This window comes from Pseudomonas sp. NY15181 (assembly GCF_048068055.1).
In the GTDB taxonomy this organism is placed as follows: Bacteria; Pseudomonadota; Gammaproteobacteria; order Pseudomonadales; family Pseudomonadaceae; genus Pseudomonas.
Genome location: NZ_JBLUPT010000004.1, coordinates 31,027 through 48,351 on the forward strand (window position 1 = coordinate 31,027; position 17,325 = coordinate 48,351).

General features: G+C 64.6%; 15 protein-coding genes. 12 read left to right on the forward strand and 3 right to left on the reverse strand.

What is annotated here, in order from left to right:
* The first annotated feature begins 53 nt into the window (after window positions 1-53).
* From panB to pgi, 4 genes are all read left to right on the forward strand, one after another.
* Window positions 54-854 carry a 3-methyl-2-oxobutanoate hydroxymethyltransferase gene (gene panB / locus ACNFBT_RS11915; RefSeq protein ID WP_416749517.1) on the forward strand — a complete coding sequence of 267 codons (801 nt, stop codon included), beginning with the start codon at window positions 54-56 and terminating at the stop codon, window positions 852-854.
* The gene (gene panC / locus ACNFBT_RS11920; RefSeq protein WP_416749518.1) at window positions 851-1,702 is read left to right on the forward strand and encodes a pantoate--beta-alanine ligase; all 852 of its coding nucleotides are present in this window, start codon (window positions 851-853) and stop codon (window positions 1,700-1,702) included. The genes panB and panC overlap by 4 nt, the downstream gene beginning before the upstream one ends.
* A 121-nt stretch (window positions 1,703-1,823) precedes the next feature.
* Window positions 1,824-2,204, forward strand: coding sequence for an aspartate 1-decarboxylase (panD, locus tag ACNFBT_RS11925; RefSeq protein WP_045216800.1), 381 nt, complete (start codon window positions 1,824-1,826; stop codon window positions 2,202-2,204).
* Window positions 2,205-2,289: 85 nt separating this feature from the next.
* The gene (pgi, locus tag ACNFBT_RS11930; protein ID WP_416749521.1) at window positions 2,290-3,954 is read left to right on the forward strand and encodes a glucose-6-phosphate isomerase; all 1,665 of its coding nucleotides are present in this window, start codon (window positions 2,290-2,292) and stop codon (window positions 3,952-3,954) included.
* A 40-nt stretch (window positions 3,955-3,994) separates the two neighbouring features.
* On the opposite strand, the gene ACNFBT_RS11935 is transcribed toward pgi, so the two are convergent.
* Entirely contained in the window at window positions 3,995-5,011 is a 1,017-nt protein-coding gene (locus ACNFBT_RS11935) for a GlxA family transcriptional regulator (RefSeq protein WP_416749523.1), read from the reverse strand.
* A 60-nt stretch (window positions 5,012-5,071) separates the two neighbouring features.
* Between ACNFBT_RS11935 and ACNFBT_RS11940 the strand changes: the two genes are divergently transcribed.
* The 8 genes from ACNFBT_RS11940 (at window position 5,072) to ACNFBT_RS11975 (ending at window position 15,247) form a co-directional block, all read left to right on the forward strand.
* Complete coding sequence (locus tag ACNFBT_RS11940; protein ID WP_416749525.1) at window positions 5,072-6,166, forward strand: DJ-1/PfpI family protein; 1,095 nt, start codon at window positions 5,072-5,074, stop codon at window positions 6,164-6,166.
* Window positions 6,167-6,229: 63 nt separating this feature from the next.
* Window positions 6,230-8,167: an acetate--CoA ligase gene (gene acs, locus ACNFBT_RS11945; RefSeq protein ID WP_416749527.1), complete on the forward strand. Its 1,938-nt coding sequence runs from the start codon at window positions 6,230-6,232 to the stop codon at window positions 8,165-8,167.
* A gap of 80 nt (window positions 8,168-8,247) precedes the next feature.
* Window positions 8,248-9,126: an oxygenase MpaB family protein gene (locus ACNFBT_RS11950; protein ID WP_416749529.1), complete on the forward strand. Its 879-nt coding sequence runs from the start codon at window positions 8,248-8,250 to the stop codon at window positions 9,124-9,126.
* Window positions 9,127-9,316: 190 nt separating this feature from the next.
* Window positions 9,317-9,931 carry a response regulator transcription factor gene (locus ACNFBT_RS11955; protein ID WP_207882757.1) on the forward strand — a complete coding sequence of 205 codons (615 nt, stop codon included), beginning with the start codon at window positions 9,317-9,319 and terminating at the stop codon, window positions 9,929-9,931.
* 98 nt (window positions 9,932-10,029) lie between these two features.
* The gene (locus ACNFBT_RS11960) at window positions 10,030-13,119 is read left to right on the forward strand and encodes a DUF748 domain-containing protein (protein WP_416749531.1); all 3,090 of its coding nucleotides are present in this window, start codon (window positions 10,030-10,032) and stop codon (window positions 13,117-13,119) included.
* A gap of 11 nt (window positions 13,120-13,130) precedes the next feature.
* The gene (locus ACNFBT_RS11965) at window positions 13,131-13,415 is read left to right on the forward strand and encodes a DUF2845 domain-containing protein (protein WP_416749533.1); all 285 of its coding nucleotides are present in this window, start codon (window positions 13,131-13,133) and stop codon (window positions 13,413-13,415) included.
* Window positions 13,412-13,726, forward strand: a complete 315-nt coding sequence (locus ACNFBT_RS11970) for a DUF2845 domain-containing protein (protein ID WP_416749535.1) — start codon at window positions 13,412-13,414, stop codon at window positions 13,724-13,726. Before ACNFBT_RS11965 ends, ACNFBT_RS11970 begins: the two co-directional genes overlap by 4 nt.
* Window positions 13,727-13,783: 57 nt before the next feature.
* The gene (locus tag ACNFBT_RS11975) at window positions 13,784-15,247 is read left to right on the forward strand and encodes a rhomboid family intramembrane serine protease (RefSeq protein ID WP_416749537.1); all 1,464 of its coding nucleotides are present in this window, start codon (window positions 13,784-13,786) and stop codon (window positions 15,245-15,247) included.
* 78 nt (window positions 15,248-15,325) lie between these two features.
* On the opposite strand, the gene ACNFBT_RS11980 is transcribed toward ACNFBT_RS11975, so the two are convergent.
* Together ACNFBT_RS11980 and ACNFBT_RS11985 are read right to left on the reverse strand one after the other, a co-directional pair.
* Window positions 15,326-15,676 carry a BON domain-containing protein gene (locus tag ACNFBT_RS11980; RefSeq protein WP_416749539.1) on the reverse strand — a complete coding sequence of 117 codons (351 nt, stop codon included), beginning with the start codon at window positions 15,674-15,676 and terminating at the stop codon, window positions 15,326-15,328.
* 175 nt (window positions 15,677-15,851) lie between these two features.
* Complete coding sequence (locus ACNFBT_RS11985; RefSeq protein WP_416749541.1) at window positions 15,852-17,267, reverse strand: hypothetical protein; 1,416 nt, start codon at window positions 17,265-17,267, stop codon at window positions 15,852-15,854.
* Window positions 17,268-17,325: the final 58 nt, after the last annotated feature.

Here is a 17,325-nt window from a genome sequence, read left to right on the forward strand (position 1 = left end):
CGGACTATAGGTGCCCGTTTGCCCCTGCCCGGCGCAGAACTGAGGACACTTTCATGCCTGATGTCACCCTGACCACCCTGCAAGGTCTCAAGCAAAGCGGCGAGAAGATCGCAATGCTGACCGCCTACGACGCCACGTTCGCGCACGTTGCCAGCCAGGCCGGCGCCGACGTGCTGTTGATCGGTGACTCCCTGGGCATGGTGCTGCAAGGACACGACAGCACGCTCCCGGTCACCACCCAGGACATGGCCTACCACACCGCCGCCGTGAAGCGCGGCAACAAGGGTTCGCTGATCCTGACCGACCTGCCGTTCGAATCGGGAACCTCCCTGGACCGTCTGCTGCGCGATTCGGTAACGGTCATGCAGGCCGGCGCCCACATGGTCAAGCTCGAAGGCGGCGCCTGGCTTGCCGAGCCGATCGTGCGACTGGCACAGCTCGGCATTCCGGTGTGCGCGCACCTGGGCCTGACCCCGCAGTCGGTCAATCTGTTCGGCGGTTTCAAGGTCCAGGGCCGCCAGGAAAACCAGGCCCGTCAGCTGCGCGCCGACGCCATCGCCCTGGAGCAGGCCGGTGCCGCGATGCTGCTGCTGGAGTGCGTCCCCTCGGCGCTGGCCCAGGAGATCAGCGAAGCGGTGAAAATCCCGGTGATCGGCATCGGCGCCGGTGCCGGCACCGACGGCCAGGTCCTGGTGATGCACGACATGCTCGGCCTGTCGCTGACCGGCCGAGCGCCGAAGTTCGTGAAGAACTTCATGGAAGGCCAGCCGGATATCGCTTCGGCCATGGTCGCCTACGTCAAGGCCGTGAAAGACGGCTCCTTCCCCGGCCCGGAACACGGATTCGCCTCATGAACACGGTAAAGACAGTCCGCGAGCTGCGCGCCGCGGTGGCCCGCGCCCGCAGCGAAGGCAAGCGCATCGCGCTGGTCCCGACCATGGGCAACCTGCACGCCGGCCACGCCGCGCTGGTGACCAAAGCCAGCCAGCGCGCCGATTTCGTCGTCGCCAGCATCTTCGTCAACCCGCTGCAGTTCGGCCCCAGCGAAGACCTGGACAAGTACCCGCGCACCCTCGCCGCAGACCAGGAGAGGCTGCTCAATGCCGGCTGCCACCTGCTCTTTGCGCCGACCGTCGAGGAGATGTACCCCGACGGCATGGACGGCCAGACCCGCCTACACGTGACCGGCGTCTCGGAAGGCCTGTGCGGCGGCAGCCGTCCGGGCCACTTCGATGGCGTCGCCACCGTGGTGTGCAAGCTGTTCAACATGGTCCAGCCGGACATGGCGCTGTTCGGCGAGAAGGACTTCCAACAGCTGGCGGTGATCCGCAAGCTGGTGCGCGATCTCAACCTGCCGGTGCAGATCTTCGGCGAACCGACCGTGCGCGCCGAAGACGGCCTGGCGCTGTCCTCGCGCAATGGCTACCTGAGCGAAGACCAGCGTGCTACTGCACCGGTGCTCTACCGCACCCTGAAGCAGCTCGCCGAGCAGGTTCGCGGCGGCGCGCGTGATTACGCGGCGCTGCTCGCCGAAGGGCGCCAGCAGATCGAGCAGGCAGGCCTGCGCATCGACTACCTGGAAATCCGCGAGTCGGCCGGGCTGCGTCCGGCAACGGGAGAGGATCGTCAGCTGGTGATATTGGTGGCCGCTTTCCTCGGCACCACTCGCCTGATCGACAATCTCGCCTTCCACATCGACTGAATCCCCGCCCGAATACCGAAAAATTCGCCTCAAGACCGCGTCAGCCGCGGCCTTGAGCGCTTTCCGGTGCTCGGGCATACTCGCACCGCACTCCCGTCCCCAGAAAAAGAGGAGCCATGCCATGCAGAGCATCATGCTCAAAGCCAAACTGCACCGCGCCGAAGTCACCCACGCCGTGCTCGACTATGAAGGCTCCTGCGCCATCGATGGCGAATGGCTCGATCTCGCGGGAATCCGCGAGTACGAACAGATCCAGATCTACAACGTCGACAACGGCGAACGCTTCACCACCTATGCCATCCGTGGCGAGGAAGGCTCGCGAATGATTTCGGTCAACGGCGCCGCCGCTCACAAGGCCAAGGTGGGTGACCGGGTGATCATCTGCGCGTACGCTCAGTTCAGCGACGCCGAGTTGGAAGGCTACAAGCCGCGCATGCTGTACATGGCGCCCGGCAACGAACTCAGCCACACCAGCAACGCCATCCCGGTTCAGCTCGCCTGACCCAGAAAAGCCCGGAACCTCCGGGCTTCTTTCTAGGTCGAGAGCACAGGTTCAAAACACGCACGTCACACCCCGAAGGTACGTCATGGAACACCACCTCACCCCGCTGGACGCCACCCGACTGGCGAGTTGGCAGGCATTGGCCGCCCACCGTCAGGACCTGCAGCACTTCACCATGCGTGAAGCCTTCGCCCAGGACCCGGAGCGATTCAAGCGTTTCTCCCTCAGCGCCTGCGGCCTGTTCCTCGACTTCTCGAAGAACCTGATCCGCCAGGACACCCTCGAGTTGCTGGTCAAGCTCGCGGAAGAGGCCAAGCTGGGCGAGGCCATCGAGTCGATGTTCCGCGGTGAGGTGATCAACGCCTCCGAGCGGCGCCCGGTGCTGCACACCGCGCTGCGCCGTCCCATCGGCGACAAGGTGATGGTGGACGGCAAGGACGTGATGCCCGAGGTGCACCGCGTACTGCACCAGATGACCGAGCTGGTTGCCGCCGTGCACAACGGCCTGTGGCGCGGTTACACCGAGAAGCCGATCACCGACGTGGTGAACATCGGCATCGGCGGCTCCTTCCTCGGCCCGCAGCTGGTGTCCGAAGCCCTGCTGCCGTTCGCCCAGAAGGGCGTGCGCTGCCACTACCTGGCAAACATCGACGGCAGCGAATTCCGTGAGATGACCGCCAGGCTCAACGCCGAGACGACCCTGTTCATCGTCTCGTCGAAGTCCTTCAGTACCCTGGAAACCCTGAAGAACGCCCAGGCCGCCCGCGCCTGGTACCTGGCCCAGGGTGGCAGCGAATCGGAGCTGTACCGCCACTTCATCGCCGTTTCCAGCAACAAGGAAGCGGCAACTGCCTTCGGTATCCGCGCCGAAAACATCTTCCCCATGTGGGACTGGGTCGGCGGTCGCTACTCGCTGTGGTCGGCCATCGGCCTGCCGATTGCCATGTCGGTGGGGATCAACAACTTCAAGGAACTGCTGTCCGGCGCCTACAACATGGACCAGCACTTCCTCACCGCGCCGTTCGAGAAGAATATCCCGGTGCTGCTGGGCTTGCTGGGCGTGTGGTACGGCGACTTCTGGGGCGCGCGCAGCCACGCGATCCTGCCCTACGACTACTACCTGCGGAACATCACCGACCACCTGCAGCAGCTGGACATGGAATCCAACGGCAAGAGCGTGCGCCAGGACGGCACTCCGGTCTCCGCCGGCACCGGCCCGGTGATCTGGGGCGGCGTGGGCTGCAACGGCCAGCACGCCTACCACCAGCTGCTGCACCAGGGCACCCACCTGATTCCGGCGGACTTCATCGTCCCGGTGTCCAGCTACAACCCCGTCGCCGACCATCACCAGTGGCTGTACGCCAACTGCCTGTCGCAGAGCCAGGCCCTGATGACGGGCAAGAGCCGCGCCGAAGCCGAAGCCGAGCTGCGCGCCAAGGGCCTGGACGAAGCAGAGGTGCAACGTCTGGCGCCGCACAAGGTGATCCCGGGCAATCGCCCGAGCAACACCCTGGTGATGGAGCGCATCAGTGCCCGCCGCCTGGGCGCGCTGATCGCCATGTACGAGCACAAGGTCTACGTGCAGAGCATCCTCTGGGGCATCAACGCCTTCGACCAGTGGGGCGTGGAGTTGGGCAAGGAGCTGGGCAAGGCGATCTACGGCCGCCTGGTGGGCAGCGAGGAAAGTGCTGCCGAGGACGCATCCACCCAAGGCCTGATCGACTTTTTCCGCGGTCGTCACCGCGGCTGAGGCCAGAGTGGACGGATGCGCACCGCGCATCCGTCCCAGCTCATCGGCAAAAGCGCTGCCGGTATTCTCCGGGCGTTACGCCCAGAGCCTGTACGAAGGCGCGTCGCAGGTTGTACTCGCTGCCGAAACCCGTGTGCTGCGCCACACGCTTGAGCGAAGACTCTCCACCCTCCAGCAATTTGCTGGCCTTTTCCAGACGCAACTGCAGCAGCAGCTTGGCCGGCGTCATGCCCATCTCCGCCTGGCAATGCCGGTGCAGGGTCCGCGTCGACATCGCCATTTGCGCGGCCATCGCGTCCACGTCCAGCGCCTGCGCGAGCCTTTTCCGCAGCCATGCCACCAGTTGCTCCATCTGCCCGTCCGGCGGAGCCTGTTGGGCCAGCAACTCCGCACTGAACTGACGTTGTCCGCCGGGACGCCGCAGATACATCACCAGCCCTCGCGCAACCTTCAGTGACAGCTCGCGACCGTGATCCTCTTCCACCAGGTTCAGGCACAGGTCCATGCCGGCGGTTACCCCGGCGGAGCTGAAGAACGGGCCATCACGCACGAACAAGGCGTCGTGCATCACCTGCAGACGGGGGAACAGGCGTTGCAGCAACTCGGCGTAGCGCCAGTGAGTGACCACCGTGCGTTCGTCCAGCAAGCCGGCCTGTGCCAGCAGGAAGGCGCCCGTGCACACCGACCCGCAACGCGCGGCCAGGGGCGCCGCCTGCGCCAGCCAGCGGGCGATGTCCCCTCGCTGCATGGCCGACTGCACGCCGTAACCGCCGGCGACCAGTAGCGTGCAACCTGATGCATCCGCCGGGTCAGGCAGCGGCAAAGTGGCCAGTTCCAGGCCGGTGCTGGAACGTACCAATCCGCCGTCAGGTGAAAGGGCCTGCAGACGATAAGCCGGTCGTGCGACCGGCAGAAGGTGTTCATCCACTGCGGCGAACACGTCCGCCGGCCCCGTGGCATCCAGCAACTGGAAGTCGGGAAAGACCAGTAACAGCACAGGGTGAGGAACACTCATCCGGGCAATCTCCAGGAAGGCGATTGGCAGATATTCACTCATTGCTGTTATAAGTGACAGATTCACTCCGGGCAAGCTGAAAGTCCCGACCTGGAGATCGCCATGCGCACCCACCCTTTCGTGCTCATCGTCCTGTTGATCATCACGGCCCTGGCAGAAGCTGGCGAAGCCTCGCTGCCGCCGTATCAACCGCGCTTCGGCCGAGAGCGGCCGGTGATCGCCGTGGTAGCCCAGAACCGCATGACCGAACTGGTCGACTATGTGATACCGCTCGGCGTGCTGCGCCGCTCCGCTGTGGCGGAGGTCCAGGCGCTGGCGACCGAACCCGGCCCGGTTCAACTGGCCCCGGCGCTGAAAATGCAGCCGCAGGCCACCCTCGAGGACTTCAGGCGACGGTATCCCCAAGGCGCAGACTACGTAGTAGTGCCCGCCGTGCACGACAGCGAAGACCCCGCCCTTGTCGGCTTCATCCGCGAGCAGGCAACGAAGGGCGCGATTGTGATCGGCGTCTGCGATGGCGTGCTGGTGCTGGGCCACGCCGGTCTGCTGCACGATCGGCGCGCCACCGGGCACTGGTATTCGCGCGGCCAGCGCCAGGCCGACTTTCCCGATGCGATCTGGCTGGAGAACCGCCGCTACGTGGTCGACGGTAATCTCATGACGACCGCCGGCGTCACCGCCGCCCTGCCCGCCTCCCTGGCGCTGGTGGAAGCCATCGCTGGAACAGCGAGGGCCACGGAACTGGCGCAGGATCTGGGGGTGCCGGAGTGGTCGCCACGGCACGACAGCCAGCATTTCACCCTGGGCGCCAGCGGCTACCTGACCGCCGCTGGCAACTACCTCGCGTTCTGGCGCCACGACACCTTCACCGTGGTGCTGCAACCGGGCTTCGACGAAATCAGCCTGGCACTGAACGTGGATGCCTGGGCGCGCACCTTCCGCACCAAGGTGAAAGCGAAGGCCCAGCACCCGGTCACCAGCACTGGCGGCCTGCTGTTCCTCCCTGACGAGGCGGCAGGCCAGCCGGAACTGCCGCAGTCGTCCGGCAGCGCCATCCTCGGCCTGGAGGAGGCTCTCTCCGCCATCGCCAGCCGCTATGGCGAGCCGACCCGGCGACTGGTCGCCGCCCAGCTCGAATACCGTTCGCCTGAACGATCTGCCCGGCAGGCGCGTCGAAACAGCATGGACAACCCTTGAACCCGCCAGGCCTTGGATGCACCCTTGTGGGCATCTCGCCTAACACAACAACAAGGATTCCCCATGTACGAGATCAGCCTTCACCCCGTCCCGGAGGCCGTACGCCAGCGTGCCTACCTCGACAACGACGCCTACCAGCGCCTGTATCGACAGTCGGTGGACCATCCGGAAGCCTTCTGGGGCGAGCAGGCCAAGGCCTTCCTCGACTGGTTCAAGCCCTGGACCTCGGTCCACCACGGCGACCTCGCCCGTGGCCAGGCCAGTTGGTTCAAGGGTGGCCAGCTCAACGTCACCTACAACTGCATCGACCGCCACCTGGAGCCCCGTGGCGAACAGGTCGCGATCATATGGGAAGGCGACAACCCGGCTGAGTCCGCGCAGATCACCTATCGCAAGCTGCACAGTCATGTCTGCCGCCTGGCCAACGTGCTCAAGAGCCGTGGCGTGGAGAAAGGCGACCGGGTGTGCATCTACATGCCGATGATTCCCGAGGCCGCCTACGCGATGCTGGCCTGCGCGCGGATTGGCGCAATCCACTCGGTGGTGTTCGGCGGTTTCTCCCCCGATGCCCTGCGCGACCGCATCCTCGATGCCGACTGCCGTGTCGTGATCACCGCCGACGAAGGCGTACGCGGCGGCAAGTACATCCCGCTCAAGCAGAACGTGGAAAAGGCCCTGAAGGACTGCCCGAACGTCTCCAGCGTGGTGGTGGTCGAGCGCACCCAGGGTGAAATTCCGTGGGTCGAAGGCCGCGACATCTGGTACCACGAGGCCCTGCGCGGCGCCAGCGAAGACTGCGCGCCGGAACCGATGGACGCGGAGGACCCGCTGTTCATCCTCTACACCTCCGGCTCCACCGGCAAACCCAAGGGCGTGCTGCACACCACCGGCGGCTACCTGTTGGGCGCGGCGATGACCCACAAGTACGTGTTCGACTACCACGACGGCGACATCTACTGGTGCACCGCAGACGTCGGCTGGGTCACCGGCCACAGCTACATCGTCTACGGCCCGCTGGCCAACGGCGCCACCACCCTGATGTTCGAGGGCGTGCCCAACTACCCGGACGCCTCGCGTTTCTGGCAGGTGATCGACAAGCACCAGGTGAACATCTTCTACACCGCCCCCACCGCCATCCGCGCCCTGATGCGCGAAGGCGAGGCGCCGGTCAGGAAGACCTCGCGCAGCAGCCTGCGCCTGCTCGGCTCGGTGGGCGAGCCGATCAACCCGGAAGCCTGGGAGTGGTACTACCACGTGGTCGGCGAAACCCGTTGCCCGATCGTCGACACCTGGTGGCAAACCGAGACCGGCTGCATCCTGATCACCCCGCTGCCCGGCGCCACGGCGCTCAAGCCCGGCTCGGCGACCCGTCCGTTCTTCGGCGTGCAGCCGGTTCTGCTGGATGAACAGGGCAAGGAAATCGACGGTCCCGGCTCCGGCGTGCTGGCCATCAAAGCCAGCTGGCCGAGCCAGATCCGCAGCGTCTATGGCGACCACCAGCGGATGATCGATACCTACTTCAAGCCCTACCCCGGCTACTACTTCACCGGCGACGGCGCGCGCCGCGACGAGGACGGCTACTACTGGATCACCGGCCGCGTGGACGACGTGATCAACGTCTCCGGCCACCGCATCGGCACCGCCGAGGTGGAAAGCGCACTGGTGCTGCACGACTCGGTGGCCGAGGCGGCGGTGGTCGGCTATCCCCATGACCTCAAGGGCCAGGGCATCTACGCCTTCGTCACGCCGATGAATGGCATCCAGCCCAGCGACGCGCTCAAGCAGGAGTTGCTGTCGCTGGTGAGCAAGGAAATCGGCAGCTTCGCCAAGCCGGAGATGATCCAGTGGGCACCGGGCCTGCCGAAGACCCGCTCGGGCAAGATCATGCGCCGCATCCTGCGCAAGATCGCCTGCAACGAACTGGAAAACCTCGGCGACACCTCCACGCTGGCCGACCCGAGCGTGGTGCAAGGCCTGATCGACAACCGCCTGAATCGTTGATCCGACTTCAGGCCTCGGGCGCAAGGTGTTAGGTTTGATTCACAGACCTGACGTCCTTGCCCCGAGGCCTGTTCAGCGCAATGGAAACCGTTCGCCGTCATATCGAAAGCCAGGTGCTCAGCCTGACTGGCCTCGCCCTGGGCGGGGTCGACTTCGAATCGCCCAAGGGCGATCCGGGCCTGTTCGGTCCGGACTCGATCTGCTGGAAAGTCCACGGCGACTTCAGCTCGATGCTGATTGGCGGCATCACCGCCTTGCTCCTGCAGATGCTGCATCCCGGCGCACTGGGTGGCGTCTGGGATCATTCCAACTTCCGCACCGACATGCTCGGCCGCCTGCGCCGCACCGGACAGTTCATCTCCACCACCACTTATGGTTCACGGGCGGACGCGGACAGACTCATCGAACGCGTACGTCGCATCCACGACAACGTCCATGGCACGCTCCCCGACGGCACCCACTATTCGGCCAACGATCCTGACCTGCTCACCTGGGTACACGTGGCCGAAGTCAGCAGCTTCCTCGCCTCTCACCTGCGCTATCTGAATCCAGACCTGTCATCGGCAGAACAGGATCGCTATTACGACGAGATCGCTCTGGTGGCCGAGCGCCTGGGCGCACGCAACGTACCCCGCTCACGCCAACAGGTGACCGACTACCTGCAAAGCGTGCGCCCGCAGTTGCGCTATGACGAGCGCACCCGGGAAGTCGTGCAGGTCCTGTTCAACGCGCCCGCGCCCAGCTTCCTGGCCAAGCCTTTCGGTGTCCTGATGATGCGCGCCGGCGTCGACCTGTTGCCGGAGTGGGCTGCCGACCAACTCAACCTGAGCCTGGGCAACCTGCAACGCCAGCTGATCCGCTCCAGCGTAAAACGCAGCGTGCCGCTGCTGCGCTGGGCGGTACGCAATGGCTCGTTGCACCGCGCCCGCCGGCGCATGGGACTGCCCCCGCTGCGCTGATTTCCGGATATTCATGGGCAGAGTTCCTATTGCACAGCAAGTCTCTGCTCCCGCGCGCCGAGGCGGGGTATCGATAGTTGATTCCGAGCAAGCTTTTTGTTGTATGCCTAGGATTTTTCCGTGGGACGCTGAACATTTGGGCTATCTTCATGCTCAATTCGCAGAAATGGCCACACTCAGGGAGTGACATATGAAGAAGCGTGTCGTGCTGATCGAAGATCACCCAGCGATGCGTTTGGCGATCCGCTCGTTACTCGGGCAGGACTCGCAGTTCGAAGTCGTTCGCGAAGCCGCCGACGGTCATGGTGGCCTCGACGCAGTGCGCAAGGAACGCCCGGACCTTGTAATTCTCGACCTCAACCTGCCGGGCATGGATGGGCTCGATCTGCTCGCGCGCATTCACATCTTCGACGAGAACATCCGCCTGCTGGTGCTCAGCTCCCAGGACGAGCGGCTGTATTCGAGCAAGGTGGAAGCTGCGGGAGCGCACGGTTTCGTCAGCAAGAACAACGACACCAGCGCCATTCTCAACGCAGCGCGCATGCTGGTCTCCGGCTACCGCTGCTTCCCGGAAAAGTCGCTCAACATCGCCAGCCATACCGACCCCGTCGCCAGCCTCACACCACGCGAGCTGGTCGTATTGCGCAGCCTGGTGCGCGGCATGAGCAACAAGGACATCGCCGAGGAGCTGTTCCTCAGCCAGAAGACCGTCAGCACCTACAAGACCCGCATCCTGGAAAAGCTCAACCTGGAAAGCGTGGTGGACCTGGTGGAGTTCGCCCGCACCCATCGCCTCAATGACTGATTCGCGCGCGAACAACGCCCGGTAGGGCATTCGTGTGATCGCAAACGCTCAGCCGTGCCATACTTCAACGGCACGTCACGACGGAAACGACACCCGCCATGCCCAAAGGATTGATACGCGCAATCGGCGCACTGTTACTGCTGTTCCTCTTCTACTGCCTGCTGGGCTTCCTGATCCTTCCCGGGGTCGCCCTGCGCGTGGTCAATCAGCAGCTTGCCCAGTATGCGAACGTTCCGGCGCGCCTTGAGCGCATCGAACTCAACCCGTTCAGCCTCGAGCTGACCCTGTGGGGACTGCATCTGGGCAAGGACGGCGAAGAGCAGGTGCGCTTCGAACGCCTGTACGCCAACCTCGAAGTCGACAGCCTGTGGAAGCGCCACATGCATCTCGCCGACGTCGAGCTGGATGCGCCGCACACGGAACTGCTGTTCGCCGAGAATGGCACGCTGAACCTGACCCAGCTGTTCAAGCTGCCACCCAGTCAGCCGACTCCGCCGCAGGCGGAGCCCAGCAAACCTTTCCCGCTGCGGATCGACCGTATCCGCCTGGCCAAGGGCAGCCTGCACTTCCTGGATCGCCGCCCGAGCGAGCCGGTGGAGTTCCTCTTCGACCCGATGGGCTTCGAGCTGAGCAACCTCAGTACGCTGCCTGAAGATGGCGCCAAGATGACCCTCGCAGCCATAGGGCCCCACGGCGGCAAGGTCGACTGGCAAGGCGACCTGAGCCTGGTACCGCTGACCTCCAAGGGCACCCTGTCGCTTCAGGGTGTCCCCCTCAAGGCTTGGTGGCCCTATGTACGTGACAACGCGCCACTGAACCTGGACAGCGGCATCCTCGGCGTCTCCTCCGACTATCACCTGGACCTCTCCAAGGGCACCCAGCTGCTGCTCGGCAAGACTGCGCTGAACGTGCGCGAACTCAGCCTGAAATCGCCCGACGGCAAGCCGCTGGCCAAACTGGCCAGCCTGGACGTCGGCGAGACCAGCCTGGACCTGGCCAAGCGCGAGGTCATGGTGGGCCAGATCCGCAGCCAGGGGCTGGAAGCCTGGGCCGCACGGGAAAAGGACGGGCAACTGGATTGGCAAAAACTCTTCGCCGACTTCCACCCCTACAAGCGCCCGCAAGAGCCTGCTCCCCAGACCGAAACAGCGCCGCCACCTCAGAGCCCCGAGCAGCCCGCAACTGCCAAGGCGGCTACACCCAGCGCAGAAAAGCCTGAAAAGAACTCAGCCCAGGCGCCCGAAAAGACCACGCCGCCTGCCGCACAAACGGCGCAGGCGCCCGCGCCAACGCCTGCCGCTCCTACCAAGCCGGCTCCTGCTGCCGAACCGGAGAAGGCCTGGCACGTGGTGCTGCGCGATACCCAATTGCGTGGCTACAAGGCCCACCTGGCCGACCGCGCGCCAGCCAAGCCAGTTGCACTGGAAATCGGCCCGCTGGATCTGGACCTGCAGAACCTCGATAGCCAGCTCACCTCCCCCCTGCAGCTCAGGCTCAAAACCGGTCTGGGCCAGCACGGGCAGATCGAGGCCAGCGGCCAGGTCAACCTCAGCCCGGTCAATGCCAAGCTGAAAGTCGCCACCCGCGACATCGACCTGCGCGTCGCCCAGGCCTATATCGATCCGTTCATTCGCCTGGAATTGCGCAGTGGCTTCCTCGCCAGCGACCTCAATGTCGACCTGAAGAGCACCGAACCACTCGCCTTCGGCGTCGACGGCAGTGCCCAGGTCACCCAACTGCACACCCTGGACACCATCAAGAACCGCGACTTCGTCAAATGGACCAAGCTCACGCTGGACGGCCTGGCCTACCGCCACGGCGACAGCCTGGCGATTCAGAGCGTCTCCCTCGAAGAGCCCTATGCCCGCTTCATCATCAACGAAGACCGCACCACCAACGTCAGCGAGCTGATCATCCCGCAGCCCGCCTCGGCCCCGTCCGCCTCAGCCGGTAAATCCGGCAGCGCGGGCGCGGCTGGTGGCAAGCCGATGGGCATCCACATCGGTGGCGTGAAGGTGAACAACGGTTCAGCCAACTTCGCCGACCTGACCCTGCGCCCGGACTTCGCCACTGCCATCCAGCAGTTGAGCGGTGAGATCGGCACCCTCGACAACCGCAATCCGCAGCCCGCCTCGGTGGACATCAAGGGCAAGGTCGACAAGTACGCGCCGGTCACCATCAAGGGCAGCCTGAACCCCTTCTCGCCGCTGGAGAAGCTGGACATCGCCACCAGCTTCAAGCGTGTCGAGCTGACCACCCTGACCCCCTACTCGGGCAAGTTCGCCGGCTACCGCATCCGCAAGGGACGGCTGAACCTGGATCTGCACTACCAGATCACCCAGGGCAAGCTCAAAGCCGAGAACAAGGTACTGGTGGAACACCTGCAACTGGGCGAGAAGGTCGACAGCCCCGACGCGGTGGACCTGCCGGTGAAACTGGCGGTGGCCCTGCTCAAGGACGCCAACGGCAACATCGATATCCAGCTGCCGGTGGAAGGCGACCTGAACAACCCGCAGTTCAGCGTCATGCCCATCGTCTGGCAAACCCTGCGCAACCTGGTTATTCGTGCGGTCCAGGCCCCCTTCAAGTTCATCGCCGGCCTCGCCGGGGGCGAAGGGCCCGACCTGGGCAGCGTGACATTCGCCCCGGGCTCCAGCGAACTGGAGCCGGATGCACAGGCCAATCTGGACAAACTGGTCGACGCGCTCAAGCAGCGCCCAGCGCTGAAGCTGGAGGTCGAAGGCGTCAGCGCGGCCAGCAGCGACGGCCCACCGCTGGCGCGGAAGCGTCTGCAGGAGGAATACCGCAAGAACTACTACAGCATGCTGCAACGCCGGGGCGACAAGGTGCCCAGCGATGCCAGCAAGCTGGAAGTACCGGAAGACCTGCAGCCGGCCCTGTTGGAAGGCATCTATCGCACTCGCCTGAAGAAGCAGCCGCCGGATGAATGGAAGGACCTGAGTCAGGCCGACCGCACGGTGAAGATGGAGCAGGCCGTACTGGCCTCCTGGAGCGACAGCCAACTGCTGCTGCGCAAGCTCGGCCAGGATCGCGCCACCCAGATCAAGGACTATCTGGTGTCCAAGGGCGGCCTTGGTGATGATCGCGTCTATCTGATCGACGTCAGCCTCGGCGAGGCGGAGAATGGTGGCAACGTGGCTACCCAGCTCCACCTGGACAGTGAATGAGGAGTCGTACCATGAAAGCCCTTGTGGCCTGCACGCTGCTGCTCTGCGCGGCCACCGCGCAGGCCGAGAGCATGCGGTGCGGCAGTACCCTGGTCAACGCGGGCGACCGCGCCTGGGAAGTCGAACAGAAGTGCGGCACGCCCGATCATCGCGATGAGGTCGGTTATTCCCTCGGCAGTTACGACAATCGCGAGTACCGCATTGAAGAGTGGGTCTACGGCCCGCGCAACGGCACGACCTACATCCTCACCTTCGAAGCCAACCGGCTCAAAACCATCGAGTTCAAGCGCAATTGACCCTACGCATTAGCCTACGCCCGGTGCTGCTGGTGCTCCTGCTGCTCGCCGTGCAGTCCGAAGCCGCCAGCCTGCGTTGCAACAGCAAGCTGATCAGCACCGGCAACCTCACCAGCGAGGTGCTCGATCGCTGCGGCCCCCCTGTCGACCGCTCGTTCCTCGGTTACAAGGAAGTGGTCGGTGACTGGGGGCAGCGCAACGAAGTCGCGGTGGAAGAGTGGATCTACGGCCCCTGGAACGGCATGGTTTATTTCGTGCGCTTCGAGGGCAACCGCCTGACGACCATCCAGAGCAAACGCAGCGGCAACTGACATCCGCGCCTAGCCAGTGCTAGCCTGCGGCATCTTTGCGCCAAGGATCGGTCGCCCATGGTCATCGTACCCGCTGAACACCCGCTGGACTGGAAGAAGCCCCCAGTCGTCACACTGCTGCTGATCCTGCTCAATGTCCTGATCTTCTTCGGCTACCAGAGCGGCGATGGCGAGCGGCGCGAGCAGGCGGTCCGGGTCTATCTCGAGCAGGACCTGCTGAGCCGCGAGCGACCGCTGTTCAGCACCGCCCTGGAGCGCCGCGAACGGATCGCGGCGGATCAACGCCGGACGGTGGAAGCCCTGCCCCGCCAGCAACTGGCCTGGCTCATCCTCAGCGACCTGGAATTCGGCCATGACCTGCGCAGCCTGCCGGCCTATGGCCAGGACGCCGCCTGGCAGGCCGCCCGCGCCAAGGCGGAAAGTGCAAGGGATCGCCTGAGCAGCCTGCGCTTCGGCTTCGTACCGGCGCGCTTCACCGTCGAAGGCCTGTTCGGCTCGATGTTCCTCCACGGCGACTTCTGGCACCTGGCCGGCAACATGGTGTTCCTGTTCATCTTCGGCTTCGCCCTGGAGATCGCCCTGGGCCGCTGGATGTACCTGGGCCTGTACCTGTTCTCCGGGCTCTGCTCGGGGCTGCTCTGGTGGGCGCTGGACCCCGCCTGGGTACCCGGCGTCGGCGCCTCCGGCGCGATCTCCGGGCTGATGGGCATGTACATCGGCGTCTACGGCCTGCGGCGCATCCGCTTCTTCTACTGGCTGGGGCCCCTGCTCGGCTACTTCAGCGCCCCGGCCCTGTGGATATTGCCGCTGTGGCTGGGCAAGGAACTCTTCGGCCTTCTGCGCGCAGCGGATCATGTCAATTACTACGCGCACATCGGCGGCCTGGTGTCAGGGTTCATCGCCGTCTGGCTGCCCCGTCAGCTGGGCGGTTTGAAAGTCGATCACGCCTATCTCGCCAAGGAAGACCCCGACGCCCCCTTCAAGCGCGCCCTGAACAGCCTTGACGAACAGATCGGCCGCTTCGCGCTCGACCAGGCCGCAGTCCGCGGGAACGAACTGTTAGAACTTCACCCAGGTCGTCTTCCCCTGATCGAGCGCCTGTATGGAGTCGCCAAAGCACGCCAGGACCGTGCCTTGATGAGCCCCGTGCTCAAGCAACTGTTCGCCCTGCCCCACAGCCCGGAGGCCGCCGCTCTCGTTCGCCGGCTGGCCGACGAGAGCGGCGCCAGCGGCACGCATCTGTTGAGCCATCCGGCCATCCAGTTGCACCTGCTGCGCAAACTGCTGCAGCTCGACGAACCGGCGCGCGCGCTGGTCTGCTGGCGCAGGCTGGCAGCATCCGGACAACGCCCTGAACAGCTGCCGCAGTTGACTCTGCAGTTGGCCAAGCGCCTGAATCCAAGACAGGACGCCCGGACCATCGCCGAGATGACGCGCTTCCTTCACCAGCACTTCCCGGACGCCGACCCGACCCGGCAGATCCTCATCTACCAGCAGCACCTGACACCCCGTACGCCCTGAGCGAAAAAGCCCCGCCAGGGCGAGCCCGGCGGGGCCATGAGCGGTCACTCGGCCGGTGCCCGGCACCGGCCGGCACACCTAATCGACCGACTTCAGTCCGTCAGCGGAAACGGCCTTCACGCCCTTGATGTCCTGGGCAGTCTTGATGGCCAGCTGTCGCTCGGTGTCAGTCTTGACGTTACCGGAAAGGGAAACCACACCCTGATTGGTTTCGACCTTGATGGTGGTGGCGCCGATGTCCTTGTTGGCGATCAGCATGGATTTCACCTTGCTGGTGATCCAGGTGTCGGAAACCGCCTGTTCGGTCTTCTGAACCGTATCGTTCGCAGCCAGCGTCGTCGGCTGGGCGAACACCGAGTTGGCAAACGAGAAGCTCAGGGCGGTTGCGGTGGCGGCGGCAAGGGCCAGTTTGCTGAAGCGATGTTTCATGGCGGTCTCTCCTTGTGGGTGAAGACTGCTGGCGGCAGTTACATAAGGAGTGTCGCAAGGCCTGTGCCAGCCTTGCATGCCATGAAAGCACCAATAAATCAGGTAGTTACCCAAACAAGCGTTATGCAGATTGCACAGTCGCCCCAAGGGGGCCATGCAACTTGCATGGCAGCACTCAGGCGCTCCTGCCAAGATTTGCCAGAACAGCCTCCAATTGCACGACCTCGCTCATTTGCTCGAAGGCCGGGTAGCGCTGGCGAATAAACGCCAGCAACTGCCGCGCTGGCTCGACCTGCCCAAGCTCCTCGGAAAAGCCCCTTGCCGCCAGCAGATAGGCCCGGGGCACTCCCGGGTAATCCGGGAAACGCTTGTGCAGGTTGCGCAGCAGGCTCAGTGCCTCCCGCGCCTTGTGCCGCTCGAGCAGCGCCTCGGCGATGCGCTCGCACACCAGGGGATCATCCGGCAGGTAGTCCGCCTGCAGTTGGCGAGCATTGAGGAAGGCCGTCACCGCCAAGGGCGTATTGAGACGAACCGCCAGCGGCAGGTAATGGGGCAGATGCTTCAGGCACTCGCTGCGGGCATTCACCGAGAACAGCAACTGGTGATAACGCTCATTCAGCTTGAGGTCCTGCGCCCCTTCGCGCAGCGCCTCCACAAGTATCTCCAGGGCGGCACCGCTCTGCCCTTCCTTGACCCGTATCTCGGCCTCGGCGAGCGCCTTGCGACGACGCCACTCCGGCGCGGCGAAACCCGCCGGGGCCTCGTCACCGGCAGCGACATACCCCAGTTCGCCCTGATACTGGAACACCGCATACCCCATCATGGCGCACATCACCACGCCGAAGTAGCCGCTGAGCAGGGCCACCACCGGCACCATCACCACCCGGGGCAGGCCCTGGGACAGGAACCAGCCGACATAGCTGGGCGACTGCCAGAGGATGAACAGGAACACGCAGAGGATCAGGTAGCGCCAGCCCATGGCGCTCATGACCTGGCCGATCTCCGCCGGGCTCAGCGCAGCGCCGAGACTCTTGTCCAGCGACAGGCGGATGATGCTCGCCGGCAATGCCAGCATGATCGCGACGTTTACGCCCCAGTAGATCGCCTCGCTGTGGAAGTCTGCGGCCAGCCAGAGCAGCACCAGCACGATGACGAACACCGACAACTGCTGGAAGAATGTCCGCAGGCTATCCAGGCGGAACGCCTCGACCAAGCTCGGAGCCTCCTGGCTGCCGAAGCTGGCGGCCTCGATCACGCTGTGCAGGTACTTGGTCGCCACCGCGAACAGCAACAGCCAGAGCAGCAGGACGCCGGGCATGAACACGCAGGCCAACGCCAGCAGCGCGGCGAATGCCAGAGGGCCGCTTTGCAGGCCGTAGGCGAAGAAGCGCGGCAGACGCTCCCAGAACGGCTGGGCGGTGTTGGCGGCGCCGAGATAGCGCAGCGCGCCCCGGCAGAGTGGACAGGCCGGCGCATACTCCGGGGCATCGGAGTTCAGCGGTACGCAGCAATCCCCGTAATGTCGCTCGCACGGCTGGCACTGCCAGGTGGCAGGCTGGGCGCTGTGATAGTGGCAATACCGCTTGTCCATCTCGGGGCATCCTTGGAACGAGATCGGGGAAAAGCACAATTTCAAGGCAAAAAAAGAG